General features: G+C 31.9%; 16 protein-coding genes and 1 pseudogene. 15 read left to right on the top strand and 2 right to left on the bottom strand.

What is annotated here, in order from left to right:
• From QZZ51_RS01935 to QZZ51_RS01995, 13 genes are all read left to right on the top strand, one after another.
• On the top strand, window positions 1–554 hold a 554-nt coding region (locus QZZ51_RS01935), incomplete at its 5' end, for a GNAT family N-acetyltransferase (RefSeq protein ID WP_366511937.1).
• A 213-nt stretch (window positions 555–767) separates the two neighbouring features.
• A complete protein-coding gene (locus QZZ51_RS01940; RefSeq protein ID WP_291865112.1) occupies window positions 768–1,772 on the top strand; it encodes an NAD(P)-dependent alcohol dehydrogenase in 1,005 nt (334 codons plus the stop codon).
• A 125-nt stretch (window positions 1,773–1,897) separates the two neighbouring features.
• Complete coding sequence (locus QZZ51_RS01945; RefSeq protein ID WP_291865115.1) at window positions 1,898–2,374, top strand: GNAT family N-acetyltransferase; 477 nt, start codon at window positions 1,898–1,900, stop codon at window positions 2,372–2,374.
• Between the two features lie 218 nt (window positions 2,375–2,592).
• A complete protein-coding gene (locus QZZ51_RS01950) occupies window positions 2,593–2,991 on the top strand; it encodes a DoxX family protein (RefSeq protein WP_291865118.1) in 399 nt (132 codons plus the stop codon).
• A gap of 289 nt (window positions 2,992–3,280) precedes the next feature.
• Window positions 3,281–3,838, top strand: a complete 558-nt coding sequence (locus tag QZZ51_RS01955; RefSeq protein WP_291865121.1) for a DUF6624 domain-containing protein — start codon at window positions 3,281–3,283, stop codon at window positions 3,836–3,838.
• A gap of 197 nt (window positions 3,839–4,035) precedes the next feature.
• On the top strand, window positions 4,036–4,605 hold the full coding sequence (locus tag QZZ51_RS01960) for an ASCH domain-containing protein (RefSeq protein ID WP_291865124.1): 570 nt from the start codon (window positions 4,036–4,038) through the stop codon (window positions 4,603–4,605).
• Between the two features lie 184 nt (window positions 4,606–4,789).
• Entirely contained in the window at window positions 4,790–6,052 is a 1,263-nt protein-coding gene (locus tag QZZ51_RS01965) for an amidohydrolase family protein (RefSeq protein ID WP_291865127.1), read from the top strand.
• Between the two features lie 457 nt (window positions 6,053–6,509).
• Window positions 6,510–7,367, top strand: coding sequence for a hypothetical protein (locus tag QZZ51_RS01970; RefSeq protein ID WP_291865130.1), 858 nt, complete (start codon window positions 6,510–6,512; stop codon window positions 7,365–7,367).
• A gap of 338 nt (window positions 7,368–7,705) precedes the next feature.
• Window positions 7,706–8,107: a hypothetical protein gene (locus tag QZZ51_RS01975; RefSeq protein WP_291865132.1), complete on the top strand. Its 402-nt coding sequence runs from the start codon at window positions 7,706–7,708 to the stop codon at window positions 8,105–8,107.
• A 97-nt stretch (window positions 8,108–8,204) separates the two neighbouring features.
• Window positions 8,205–8,789 carry a Crp/Fnr family transcriptional regulator gene (locus QZZ51_RS01980; RefSeq protein ID WP_291865134.1) on the top strand — a complete coding sequence of 195 codons (585 nt, stop codon included), beginning with the start codon at window positions 8,205–8,207 and terminating at the stop codon, window positions 8,787–8,789.
• Between the two features lie 95 nt (window positions 8,790–8,884).
• Entirely contained in the window at window positions 8,885–9,238 is a 354-nt protein-coding gene (locus tag QZZ51_RS01985) for a nuclear transport factor 2 family protein (protein ID WP_291865137.1), read from the top strand.
• Between the two features lie 22 nt (window positions 9,239–9,260).
• Complete coding sequence (locus QZZ51_RS01990; RefSeq protein WP_291865139.1) at window positions 9,261–9,839, top strand: YceI family protein; 579 nt, start codon at window positions 9,261–9,263, stop codon at window positions 9,837–9,839.
• 5 nt (window positions 9,840–9,844) lie between these two features.
• Entirely contained in the window at window positions 9,845–10,342 is a 498-nt protein-coding gene (locus tag QZZ51_RS01995; protein WP_291865142.1) for a hypothetical protein, read from the top strand.
• A 532-nt stretch (window positions 10,343–10,874) separates the two neighbouring features.
• On the opposite strand, the gene QZZ51_RS02000 is transcribed toward QZZ51_RS01995, so the two are convergent.
• Entirely contained in the window at window positions 10,875–11,327 is a 453-nt protein-coding gene (locus tag QZZ51_RS02000) for an Lrp/AsnC family transcriptional regulator (RefSeq protein WP_291865145.1), read from the bottom strand.
• A 173-nt stretch (window positions 11,328–11,500) separates the two neighbouring features.
• On the opposite strand from QZZ51_RS02000, the gene QZZ51_RS02005 reads away from it, so the two are divergent.
• Window positions 11,501–12,625 carry a histidine decarboxylase gene (locus QZZ51_RS02005; RefSeq protein WP_291865148.1) on the top strand — a complete coding sequence of 375 codons (1,125 nt, stop codon included), beginning with the start codon at window positions 11,501–11,503 and terminating at the stop codon, window positions 12,623–12,625.
• A 207-nt stretch (window positions 12,626–12,832) separates the two neighbouring features.
• Here QZZ51_RS02005 and QZZ51_RS02010 read toward each other — a convergent pair.
• Window positions 12,833–13,096, bottom strand: a pseudogene (locus QZZ51_RS02010) (hypothetical protein); the annotation flags it as partial.
• A gap of 342 nt (window positions 13,097–13,438) precedes the next feature.
• On the opposite strand from QZZ51_RS02010, the gene QZZ51_RS02015 reads away from it, so the two are divergent.
• On the top strand, window positions 13,439–14,431 hold the full coding sequence (locus tag QZZ51_RS02015; protein ID WP_291865151.1) for a PHB depolymerase family esterase: 993 nt from the start codon (window positions 13,439–13,441) through the stop codon (window positions 14,429–14,431).
• Window positions 14,432–14,702 lie beyond the last annotated feature (271 nt).

The following is a 14,702-nucleotide window of genomic DNA, read 5'->3' on the forward strand; positions in this document are numbered from 1 at the left end:
GTTGTAGCCCATTTAAAAAAACGAACTTAATGAGTCTTTACAGAACATTTAAAACAGATAGACTAATAATTAGACCGACTTCAGAAAAAGATGCCGAATTAATTTATCAATTACTAAATACTCCAAAGTTCATCAAATTTGTTGGCGATAGAAAAATTAATTCAATTAAAGATGCTGAAAAATATATTCAAATTAAAATACTACCACAATTGAAGACTCTTGGATATTCAAGTTATTCTATAATTACAAAGGCTGACGGTTTAAAAATCGGCATTTGTGGGCTTTACAACAGAGATGGTGTAGATGGAATCGATATCGGATTTGGCCTCTTACCTCAATATGAAGGATTGGGATATGCTTATGAGTCAGTACACAGATTAATGAGAGCTGCATTTGAAGAATTCAAAATTAAGGAAATTAAAGCTATTACAGCTAAAGAGAACATCTCTTCCCAACGTCTTTTAGAAAAGTTAGGGTTAGAAATAACAGGTACAACACAACTTCCAAATGATCCTGAGGAATTACTTTTGTATAAAATTGAACATAAAAACTGATTACAACAATAGATATAATTAATACGCGGCTTATTATTTAAGCTAAATTTTCTGTATATTAATAAGGTAATCAAATCTTTAAGGTTTAACATTTTAAAAATAAAACGCAAACAAAAAGTTTTGGCTTAGTGCGAAGTCGGAAGCAAAAACTTCCTTGCTCTCCGCACTAACTTTAGCTCGGGCGTTGTGGCACATTATGAGTCGTCCTGAAATATGAAAGCATATAATATTAAAAACTACGGAGAGCCAAACAAAGTTCTTAAGCTTATAGAAACCGAACAACCTAAACCTAAAAATACCGAGGTTCAGGTTATAGTTCGTGCAACAACAATCAATGATTACGATTGGTGTATTACCACTGGAAAACCTTTTGTTTATCGTCTTTTATTTGGAATATTTAGTCCCAAGAAAAAATTAATGATACCAGGAATGGAGGTAGCAGGAATTGTGGTACAGCTCGGCAGTAATGCTACAAAGTTTAAAGTCGGTGATGCCGTTTACGGGGACATCTCACAATTTGGATTTGGCAGCTTTGCTGAGTTTATATGTATAGATGAGAAGGCACTTGCCCCAAAGCCAGATAACATGAGTTTTGAAGAGGCCACTAGTATTCCACACGCTGCAATGCTTGCTCTACAAGGCCTACGGGATGTAGGAGAGATTAAAAATCATCAAAAAATATTGATCAATGGCGGCGGCGGCGGCGTTGGTTCATTTGGAATTCAAATAGCAAAATTGTACAACACAGATGTTACTGGTGTCGATACGGGTGAAAAATTAAAAGCGATGAAAACTCAAGGGTTTAACAACGTAATTGATTATAAAATAGAAGATTTTACTAAGAGTAATCAACAATATGATCTAATCCTTGATTGCAAGACCAATCGATCGCTATGGAAATTTTTAAAAGTTCTTAAACCAGAAGGAAAATACGTTTCAATAGGTGGCAGATCTAGCAATCTGTTACAAATGCTTTATATGAGTCCGATACTAAAATTATTTAGTAACAAACGTATGCACATGGTTATGTTAAAAGCTAATGAGGACTTAGAATACATCAATGAGCTTTATGAGAACAACAAGATAAATTGTGTTATAGATGGACCTTATACTTTCGACAAAATACCTTGGGCAATTCAACGATTTGGGGATGGCCTACACAATGGTAAAATTGTAATTTCGGTAAACCAACAGCGCCAAAACAAAGAACTGAAATAAACTACCTCGGGGCAATCTCACGAGGTATTCGTAAGAAAACAACCTTAAAATTTCGAGGTAAGCCTCGGAGCATTTAAATCTCAATTATCGAGTAAAAGCAAACAAATTCTTATTTAAGCTGAAAAATGACCATAGAGAGAACCATAAAAACAGATGCTAAAGATGTAACGGAATTAACTATTCGGTCTAAATCTCATTGGAATTATAGCAAAAAGCAAATTGAAGAATGGAGAGAAGAATTAACGATTACAGAAAAGTATATAGACGAAAATCAAATTTTTAAACTAGTTATAGATAAATGTCTTATTGGGTTCTACGCATATCAACCAGAAAGTGAAACCGACATAAAACTCAATTATCTTTTTGTGGACTCCAAATTTATTGGAAAAGGTTATGGAAAAGCCCTAATGGTGGACTTTTTACAACGGATTAAAAATTCTGAATTTAAAAGAGTAATTCTTGATGCTGACCCTCATGCTGAAAAGTTTTATAGTAGATTAGGTTTTCGTGTAATTGGAAAACTAAAAAGCTCCATTAAGGACAGGTTTTTACCAATCATGGAATTGGAAATAAAGCCAACCCGAAACAAAATCTATAAGTAATTCTGAGTTTGGTGTTAAACCCCAAGATTTGTGTACTTTTATAAAGTTGCCAAATTGAAAACTACGCGCGATAGCGAAATATTCAAGATTTGACATTTTAATAACAAAAAAAGAAAACACAAACAAAAAGCTTTGGCTTAGTACGGAGTCGGAAACCAAAATATTTCCTTGCTATCCGTACTAAATTTAGCTCGGGTGTTGGGCATAAACAAAAAATAATGAAAATAATAAACAATACATTTATGCTGCGATTTTCGGTAGCAATTATTTTATTGGCTCATAGTATTCCTGGAATATTTGACAATGGAATAAATAATTTTGGTGATTTATATTTAAACCAAATTGGTTTTGCTCCATTAGGAATACTCTTGGCTTGGTTAATTAAATTATCTCATTTAGTTGCCGCTTTTTGCTTGATCTTTGATAAATATGTAAAATGGGCAAGTATTGTAACAATATTTATATTGATGGCAGGAATTATTTTGATTCATTTAAAAGAAGGGTGGTTTGTAGTGGGAGCTGGAAGAAATGGTGTAGAGTTTAATTTTTTATTAATTTTTGTATTATTGACCATAATGTTTCCTTATGGACTGAACAAAAGAAAATTAAAAGAATAAGTAAATGCCTATGCTCTACAATGATTATAAGTAATTGCTAATTCTCGTCTCTTCTGAAAATTCTTGCCAAATTTTCAGCTCGGTGCGTACTTGTAAATTTAGTATTAACCCACGCAACTACTCATAGCATACATTATGAACCTACTAAAAAATATCAAATAATACGTATGAGAATTATATTAATATTCCCCTTATTGTTAGCAATGGCTTGTTCTAACAAGAACAAATCGAAAGAAATTCCGGCATCTGTTAAAGTCAACGAAAATCTTATTGCAGTTTTAGATACTATTTGGCAAACAGAACAAACACCAATAAGGCTAAGGATTCTTTGATAACTATTTATGGTGCAGAATCAATGAAAGTTAATGAACAACAAGAAGTCTATGAGAAGAACCACACCATTAATGAAAAAAAAGTGACGGATATTCTTGATAAATATGGATGGCCAACAAATAAGAGGATTGGAGAACAAGGTAATTGGACAATTTGTAATGTAATACAACATGCTGACAATGAAATACGACTGAAGTATCTTCCATTAATGAAACAAGCAGTAATAGAAAAAAAGTTAGAACCTAGGTTTTTGGTAAGAGCAGAAGACAGAATTGCAACCGAGGCAGGTGAACCTCAAATTTATGGTGGTCAAATGAAATATTATCCTGAAACTAAAAGCTTTAATGTTTGGCCAGTATATGACCCCGTAAATATTGACAAAAGAAGAGCCGAAATTGGACTTGAGCCAATCGCGAAATTCCTAAAAAATCGATTTAATTTTGAATGGAATTTGAAGGAGCAAATAAAAAGAACCGTAGAGTTTGAAAAACAAAGGCAACATAAAAATAAATAACGAAATACATGTAAAGGCTATATTTCACAAAGTTTTTAGGCTAAATAGTAAGGCTTATGCATATCTATAAAGCCCGTAAAACCTGTTGGATTTTATATTGATAAAAAAGAAAAAATTGCATGGCATGGAAGAAAGCAAACGCTAGTTTCCTCCCATACTGTTCATAGCTAAAGTGAAGCATTAACACCTAAAAAATAATGAAACATTTAACAATTATTTTATTTTTGATTTTAATTAGCTGTAAAAGCAAAACGGAAACAGAAACGGAAAACGGAATTGACAAAACCGTTTATCAAATGTGGAATAACTATACCATATTAAACCCCAAATTTAAAAATAACGAAATCCCAGAATCTTGGTATTTTCATAATAATAAAGAAGATGCAAATCGGCTAGCCGAATTAACTTTAAATGGAAAAAAGAAAGCTTCTTCTGGTTTATATTCTTGGTATAAGGAAGCTAACTCTGATTTACCAAAAATCGGAACAAAACATATTATAACCGATTTTAACGGAAAAGCACGAGCCATAATTGAAATTAAAAAAGTAGATACAATTCCTTTCAATCAAATATCCAAAGGTTATGCAGAAATAGATATGGGAACAAAAATTGAACCGCTCAAAAAATGGAAAAAAGCACATTGGAACTTTTTTGCGTCCGTAATGGAAGAAAACGGAGAGAAACCGACAGAAGAAATGCTAATAGTTTGCGAAAGGTTTGAAACAATTTGGACAGAAAGTACTAATAGCAATAATACCTATAAGTAATATAGAGATTAAATCTTAAAACCAAAGTTTTGCGTATTTTTATGAAGTCCGCAAAATCAGTTTGATTTGACATTTTAGCAGAAAAAAACGCAAAAAAAATCGAGTTATTACGGAGCTGGAAACCAAAATATTCCCTTGTTCTCCGCACTAACTTTAGCTTGGGCGTTATCATTTAAATACTACTATGAAAAAAACATTTAGCATTACTATTCTACTTTTTACCATTTTTCAAGTTTGTGGACAGAATAACAGACTTTTGATAAAAAATGTAAACATCATTCCTTTACACATCAATCAACAACAAAGCAATAGAGACGTTATCATAGAAAATGGGGTAATCAGTCAAATCAGGGAACACGCAGAGAATGACACGACCGATTATGATTTAGGAATAATCGAGGGAAACGGAAAATATCTTATTCCATCCTTCGCAGATGCCCATTCTCATTTTCCCGAAGAAGAAAATTTACAGACATACTTCTTAATGAACTTAATGAACGGGGTTACCACTCTGCGCTCTATGCGCGGCCAAGATTGGCATTTAGAAATAGATAAGAACACTGAATGGACACCTAATTTAATACTCTCCTCGCCCCCAATCTCACGGAGGGATAGTTTAACGGAGAAAATGGCAGACGGATTAATTTCGGGTTACAAAAAATCTGGCTTTGATTTCATAAAGATTCTTTCCGTAAAAGACGAAAACACATTTGACTATTTGGTAAAATTCGCTAAAAACAACAATATAAAGTTAGCGGGCCATTGTCCATCGAATGTCGGAATATTCAAAATATGTGATAGTAACATATACCAAAGTATCGAGCATTTAGGCGGTTTTTTTCAACTTCAAAACAATGCAGAAATCAATTTGGCTATCGACAGATCCATTTCCGCCAATTTATATCACTGCCCGACATTGGACTGGTATTTTACCAGACAAGTTCCCGAGGAACAATTGAGAAAACGAAACGGAACCGAATATTTACCCAAAGAATTGATAAGAGAATGGGAAGATAAAATAACCGCGTACTTTGACAAAACCAAAGAAAAAGAACGAGCAGGCAACAGAGAAGAAAATAAAGATAAATTTCAAAACCGCTTAGATTATTTGGGGCATATTTATCGACAGGGTGGAAAATTACTATTAAGTCCCGACGCATCTGGTATCTACGGTATCCCAGGGTTTGGAGTTCATACCGAAATGGAACATTTCGCCAATGCCGGTATTTCTAATTTTGACATTTTAAAAGCAGCCAGCTATAACTTATCCGAAATGCTGAATTCTGAAAATGACTGGGGTACAATTAAAATTGGGGCAAGTTCGGATTTGGTCTTGCTAAATACCAACCCATTAGAGAACATAAAAAATGCAAAGGACATTAACGGAGTAGTGTTTAAAGGAGTATTTTACTCAAAAAGCAACTTAAAGAAACAATTAGACAGATAAAAAACGATAGTTGACAATGGCTATAGCAGTCATTTACTTAGTAGAAAAGCAGCTTCGGTACTTCCCTTTTTTGTTGCTTATTCTAAAATTAGACGAGTCTGTTCGTAAATAGAACGTTTATCAACGTAACAAAAAAACCATAATTTTTAAAGGTATGGTTTGTCTTTATTAAAGTGGTTTACCTATAAAAAACAAAGCAACTCTCGGGCTTTTTCCTTTTGCCGTCAACACGCAAGAAATTTGCAATATGCGGGTTTGGTGCTTAAACCCCAAGTTTTGTCTATTTTTATAAAGTCAGCAAAATCAATTTGATTTGACATTTTAACAGAATAAAAAAAATAGGCTTAGTGTAAAATCGGAAACCAAAATATCTCCTTGCTATCTGCACTACTTATAGCTAAAAAACGTTATCTCTTATTTAAAAAAAGTATTTTCCCTTAAATCTAAAATGTAAATATTGCAGAAGCATATAAAGTTTTTACTACCATTATTAATTGCGTTGACTTCTTTTACAGGGTTTAGTCAAAAAAACACAACGCTATTAAATGGAAAAGTTAAAAGCATTAAAAATGATGTTTCCAATATATTAATTGTTAACCTAAATTCTAAAAAATCAACGATTACTGATTCTCTAGGAGGTTTTACTATTGAGGTTAAACGGAGAGATTCACTCCAATTTACTGCGGTTCAATATCTAACAAAAAATGTTTTTATTACCGATACAATTTTTAATAAAAATTTAGTTACCATAAACCTTTTAGATAACGTTATTAATTTAAATGAAGTTACCGTAACACCGTATAATCTAACAGGGAAGATTGCCCTAGATATTGAAAGACTTGGCATTAAACCCGCTGTTACTTCGTCATCATTAGAGTTGCCAAATGCAGATATCGAAGTAATGACACAAAGCGAACGATTACTCTTAGAGGCAGATAGAGGTAAATATATACGGCTACAAACATCTGAAGACTATGGAAAAGTAGCTCAGATTCTTGGCTATGCTTCATTATCTGTAATTATAAATACCCACAAAATAATGAACCGTGTTTCTGGTAGAACTAAATCATTCGAAGAAATGGTTGCTCGTGATGAAAATATGGAATTAGAGAAAGAAATCATCACTAAATTCTCAAAGAAAACAATGTCCCAAAATTTTAATATCCCCGAAACTAGCATGGATGCATTTCTTACTTATTGCATGTCGCAAAAGGATTTTACAGAATTATCCAAAGCAAGGAATACAATGGAAATTTGGGAATATCTAAAAGCTAAAAGTATTGACTTTAAAAAGACTGGCACCCCAAATAAGTAGTAACGTTATAAAAAAACAACTCTGTGTTACATCTAAAATAGCACCCTTTCTCTTATTAGTTCGTCTTACAACAACATAATAATTTTAAGATATATATAGAAGAAATAATAAAATTTATTAAACCCTAAAAAAGAAAAACTACACGCAACAATATATAAAACTAATTACTTATTTTAGATTACTTACGAAACAATAAGCCAAAATTTCTTTGCCCCCTCACTACTTATAACTTAAGAGTTGGCACAATTTAAAAACAACTTATGATTAAATATTTGACATTCGGAATATCTATATCATTTATATCTTGGATAATCGGAATGATATTTAATAGTATTCTTATGAAAACTGAATACTACAAAAAATTATCAAACCTGAATTTTATTGAGAGTAAAACTCTGAATAAAAATATTGGGCTTAAATACTTTAAATGGATTGTAAGTAACACCTTTTTCAAATTCTTCAATCAGAAAATTAAGTTGAAAAATAAAAAAACGAAATTGACTGAAATACGAAGAGAAATGACAATTGCTGAAATAAGCCATCTAATCGGATTTATTTTCGTGACTTTTATTGCTGTCTATAAGAGTCTTTCTCACCACTATTTATTCGGGTTGACAATAATGATTGTGAATATTTTAATGAATTTATATCCTTCATTATTACAACAAGAAAACAAAAGACGAATTGACCCGTTGATTAAAAGGCAAGTAAAAAATGTGGGTAACAAAGAACTGATATAAAAGCAAAATATTTATATTTAGCCTAGTAATAAACAGAAATGAGGTGCTTATTAAATCTCCCTACGTTTCTTATACTAATTGTTGGCAGTAATAGCACATGAATCATAAACCTTTATTAGATTACATAAATAAATATATCAACTTAACTGTTGAAGAAGAAGCCATTCTTCTTGCTAAAATTGTTCACAGAAATTACCTCAAAGATCAATATATTGTGCAACAAGGAGATATCTGCAAAAGTGCCAATTTTATTATTTCGGGATGTACAAAAACATTTTATACGAATCTAGAAGGCCAAGAACATATAGTGATGTTCTCCATAGAAGATTGGTGGACATCCGATTTGGGAAGTTTTATTACTCAAAAACCTGCAGATTTTAACGTTCAATGTATAGAGAGAACCCAACTAATTCAATTTACCTACGATAATCTTGAAGAGTTATATATAGAAATTCCGAAGCTCGAACGACTTTTTAGAAAGATTGTAGAGCGTGCTTTTGTAGCCTCGCAAAAAAGAATCATTAGAAATTTTAGTCTTACAGCGAAAGAGCGTTATCTTATTTTCAAAGAGAATTATCCAAAAATTGAACAACGTATTCCTCAATATATGATTGCTTCTTACCTTGGTATCACTAAAGAGTTTTTAAGTAAAATTAAAAACCAACTCATTCACAACCAATAGATGTTAATCTAGTTTAACTTCATTTAATAATCTACTTCATTTTCTGAAATTTTAATGTTTAGGACATTTGTCCTATAATATTTAAAGCTAAAAAAATGAATACATTATTAGAAAAAATTAGCACAATTAATGACATGGTTCTTCAAGGGAAAGCCTTAGAAGCTTTTGACCAATTCTATCATGAAGATGTTGTTATGCAAGAAAATGACAATCCAGTTGTTGAAGGAAAAATAGCTAATAGACAGCGTGAAGAAGTTTTTTTTGCGTCTATTACAGAATTTAGAGGCGCTAATCCTTTAAAAGTAACAATTGGTGAAAATACCACAATGGTAGAGTGGCATTTTGATTACACCCACAAAGATTGGGGCGTTAGAAACTATACACAAGTAGCGGTTCAAAATTGGAAAGATGGAAAAATAATCAAAGAAAAGTTCTATTACGGAGCATAAATTAAATCATTAAACAGATAAAATGAAAAATTCAATTAAAAATATAGCAATAGTTGCAATAGTTGCACTCATAACGTTCTCTTTCAGAACAATAGAGGAAAATAAAAAAGGAATTAAAGTAGAAAAAAGTAGAGTTGTTTGGAAAGGGTATAAAGTTACGGGATCAGAACAAGGAACAATCGCAATTAAATCTGGATTTCTAAACTTTAACGATGGTAAACTGACGGGTGGAGAATTTACTATAAACATGTCTACAATTACCAGTACAGATCAAGAAGGAGAATATAAAGGTAAATTGGAAGGGCATTTAAAATCTGATGATTTCTTTGGAGTTAAAAAATTTCCTACTTCGTCTTTAGTATTTAAGAAAGTTAAATCTACGGGTAAAAACTCGTACAAAGTAACAGGGAACGTAACTATAAAAGGAATAACAAATACTGTTACAATTAATCTTTCCGTTTATGGAAATAAAGCAACTGCTTCGCTAAAAATTGATAGAACAAAATTCGATGTTAAATATGGCTCTGCAAATTTCTTTGACGGACTAAAGGATAAAGCTATTTACGATGAGTTTGATTTAATTGCTGATTTAGAATTTTAAAAATCATGACACACATTACAAGTATATTCGACTTTACAAAGTCTTCAAGTGCAACCAAAACAATTTTATGGTCTGGCTTTATTGCAGGAAACTTAGATGCTATTGCTGGTGCGGTAGTTTACTTTATATTCTTTGGGATGAACCCTATACAAGTTGTTCAATTTATTGGCAGCGGCATTCATGGTCCAACAGCAATAGGTGGAGGTTTATCCATGTTTATTGCAGGTCTTCTTTATCATTTTCTAATCTCTTATGTTGTGGCTGGTATTTATTTCTTGGCCTACTCAAAAATTAAAATACTAAGAGATTATAAAATTGTAATGGGGCTCATTTTTGGTTTAGGAATTTGGCTGATAATGAACTTAATAATACTGCCACAATCAAACATTCCAAAAAGTCCTTTTGATGTAAACTTGGCTATAGTAGGCATTATTTGGCATATGGCTTTAGTCGGTTTGCCTATTGCCCTTATTACATCTTTATATTTTGATAAGAAGGCCTAACCATTATTAGGCAATTCAATTTATAAAATTGAATTTAAATACCCATTCAGTCTATTGATACTTGTACTGATAGACTGAATTTTGAAATAAACAAAGGTGATTTTTAAAAGAAATTTAGTCATTTTTTTTAAACCTCTAACTAAACGAGTATTTAGCTCTTAATAATTAAAAAAATAAAACTTACACAATTGAAACTGCTCCAGAAGCATTGAAAACGTATCAGGAGCATGAACCGTTTTCAAATTCATCTTTCAATACAGAGGAACGTACAATTGTTTGGCTAAACACTAATGTAGAGTAGGAATGTCATTACCGTGCCCCTGCACATATAGGAATCGCTATTTATTCTGCTTTAATTGAAGCTTTAAGAAACAGTCTAACAGTGAAGCAGTGCCAAACGAGAAATAACAAGTTTTAAAAAACACTACGTTAAGCTCCCTTAGAAATCATAGGAGAATTTCTGACTCATGAAAACGTTCCTGCCTAATGAAAGCCTTATTTCATATGTAAAACCTTCATAGCTATAAAAAAATCATAATTCATAAACGGTAGAATCCTTTACAGAGTTCATTACAAACGAGCTATGTATTGTTGAGATCTCTTCAACTACGGAAAGCTTTCCATTTACAAATTCATGAAATTCATTAATGTCATCTGTAACAACTTTTAATAGAAAATCATAATTTCCCGAAACATGATGGCACTCCATTATTTCGGGAAACAAAAATGTTTTATTTTTAAAACTGTCTATAAGCTTCTTTTGGTGTTTTAACAAAGTAACTTGACAATATGCCACTACTTGTTTTCCTATTTTGGTTCTATCCAGGATAGCAACATAAGACTCTATTACCTGTTGTTGTTCTAATTTTTTAATCCTTTCATAAGTAGGCGTGAGACTCAAACCTACCTTACTTGCTATTTCCTTTGTATTTTGTTTCGCATCTCCTTGAAGTTGCATTAAAATTCTTCTATCAATTTTATCCATACTAGATTATTTTTCTATAGCACCATTCACAAAACCATAGAACAGTTTTTTAATACTGTAAAATACCATTTTAAAGTTTTATATTCTATTATTTAAAATTAAATAAATACAAAAAATTAATTAAACTAATTTTACAGTGATATTTAACTTATCCAAAAAATTAATCTTTGACTATGATAGTACCAGATACCCATCAAGATTCGCAAATAGATAAACTTTCACAAAAAATAAAAGAGGCAAGTGATTTATTTTTAGGATATCCTGTATCAAAGGATTTTAACTATTCCAAATTATATGAATTTTTAAAATACCCTATCAATAATCTAGGAGACCCTTTTGAAGATAGTACTTACAGAGTTCAGACGCATGAAATAGAGAGACAAGTTGTTGAATTTTTTGCAAAAATGTTTAGAGCAAACCCTAAAGACTATTGGGGTTATGTGACTAACGGTGGGTCAGAAAGTAATCTTTATGGGTTGTATGTTGCAAGAGAATTATACCCTAAAGCAATGGTCTATTTTTCTGAGTCTACCCATTATAGTGTAAAGAAAAACATCCATTTATTGAACATTCCAAGTATCATTATTCGGTCACAAGAAAATGGAGAGATGGATTATGAAGACCTTGAAAATACACTTCAATTTAATCGACATAAACCAGCTATTATTCTTACAAATTTTGGTACAACAATGAAAGAAGCAAAAGATGATGTTTCCAAAGTTAAAGGAATATTGAAAAAACTAGCTATACAGGACCATTATATACATTGCGATGCGGCCTTATCTGGACCATATGGAGCTTTTATAGAACCTCGCATCCCTTTTGACCTTAAGGATGGAGCAGATAGCATTTCTATAAGTGGTCATAAATTTATTGGTTCTCCAATTCCGTCGGGTATTATCATTACTAGGCGTTCTTTAAGGGATAGAATCGCAAAAGGAATTTCATATATAGGTTCTTTAGACACCACAATTACAGGTTCTCGAAATGGACATAGTCCCATGTTTTTATGGTCTGCTATAAAAAGTATGGGAGAGGAAGGGCTAAAAGCACGCTACCTACATAGTGTAGAGGTGGCTCAATATTGTAAAAATGAATTAATTAAATTGGGGATAGATGCTTGGACAAATAAAGGAGCTATTACCGTTATTTTTCCACAGGTTTCAGAAACCCTAAAAGAAAAATGGCAATTGGCTACTGAAGATGTAACACATATAATATGTATGCCAAATGTAACCAAAAAACAAATTGACGAATTTATAAAAGATATAGTCCAAGAAAAAGAAGCCAACCGCTAACAAGGGGTATAAATAATCGCTCCTACCTACCAACTCTTTAAATTCCGTAGTAATTTTTAGCTTGGGGTATCCTTGCGTTTTTTTTGCTAATTTTAAGCTATTACTAATAGCCAAAGGTACTAGCCAGCACTAAAAACAACTAGGAAAGAATAATGAAAATAGAAACACTTAAAGACCAAATTATTTTAGCAAAAGAAAAAAAGGATTTCAACAGTTTACATATAAAATATTAGAGGTCAGTAGTTTGTTTCTTATTAATCCTGTTTGATAAATTTTATTTCGGTTGACCATTTTTACGATAAAGGTCATTAAAAATGGTATTCTTTCTCTGTAATCGGTTTATTCTAAAATAAAATTCAGTCCGCCATTGCTTTCTACCTGTGTTATGTCATAAGCCTTTGAAACAGGTCTACAGCCCCTCCATTTATCTGTTTTAACCTTGGCTTCTAGACTGATATGATTAACAAAAATAAGTAACTAAAGTTCCTATTTTTAACTACTTATGAGACCAATAAATGGTAAAATTATTGATATAATGGCAATTGTCGGTAGACAAGATTTGAGTAATATCCTTTAAACTTTCGGAATAAAATACTGTTACCACAAAACCCAAAATTAATGCGGTGGTTGGGTGCTAAATTCCAAATTTTACGTATTTTTATAAGGTAGCCAAATCTGTTTGATTTGACATTTTAATAAACCAAAAAATAAAATACAAACAAAAAGCTTCGGCTTAGTGCGAAATCGGAAGCCAAAAAGCTTCCTTGTTCTACTCACTAACTTTAGCTCGGGCGTTGTGTAATAGAACATACAATGAGAAATCTATTTAAAAATTTTGGTATTATAATTATGATATCTCTTTTTTTGAGTTGTAATAAACCCAATGGTAATAACAATCAAAATGATAATGGGCTTTTTACTAAAAACATCGTAGTCGATGGAGTAGCAAGACGATATGCAATTTATATTCCAAAGAATATAGGAACATCACCTGTTCCGTTAATTTTTGAACTTCATGGAGGTGGGGTGTATATTGAAGATATGACTGGCGAAAGTGGACATAAAACGCCTTATAAATTGTGGATGGATCTTGCTGAAACTAAAAAATTTATTATTGTTTATCCAGAAGGAAGGAATGGCACATATAATAAACCGGCCTGGAATGACTGTCGTGGAGACTGTATTGTTAGCTCAAACGCAGACGACGTACATTTTATTGACAGTCTGATTAGTGTAATTTCAACAAATCATAACATTGACCAAGACAGAGTTTATGCATCCGGAACTTCAAATGGTGGTTTTTTGGCTTTAAGACTTGCATCTGAACTTTCAAACAAAATTGCAGCGGTTGCATCGACTGTAGCTGCAATGCCAGCAGTATCGGATTGTAATCAGCCAAGTAATCCCATTTCGATTTTATTTATGAATGGGACAAACGATAATTATATGCCTTATGATGGGGGGTATTTATCAAATCCCCCTAATCCTGACCACGGATCTGCTTTATCAACAGCAGCTTCTGTAAATTATTGGATTAATTTTAACCATACAAACACTATTCCAACAACATATACTTATCCCGACTTAGATAATTCGGACGGAGGAATTATTGAAAAATTTATTTATAATGATGGTAATCAAGGAACGGAAGTTGTTTTTTATAAAATTAATGGCGGCGGTCATTCAGCACCAAGTATTAAAGAAAAATATTCTGCTTTATTCGAACAATATTTTAACAAACAAAATCACGATATTGAAATGACAACAGAAGTTTGGGATTTTTTTAAGAATAAAACATTAAATTAATGGTTACTACACACAACTAAGACTATACGTAATGCGGGTTTTAGAGTAGTTAAATATCCATACAAGTAATAAAATCTAATCGTAAATTAAAAAATAAGTACTATAAAATTCTGCGCTACACATAGCTAAGACGATTTACAACACACTGAACCACAATAAATTATGATATAAAATCTTTCAAAAAGACCATGTTTTATTCAATCTAAATTTACAACAATATAAGAACATGTTGGAGCCTCGATTTAAAAACACCCGAACAGGCACCCTTAAA

It is taken from the genome of Maribacter sp. (assembly GCF_016744255.1).
In the GTDB taxonomy this organism is placed as follows: domain Bacteria; phylum Bacteroidota; class Bacteroidia; order Flavobacteriales; family Flavobacteriaceae; genus Maribacter_B.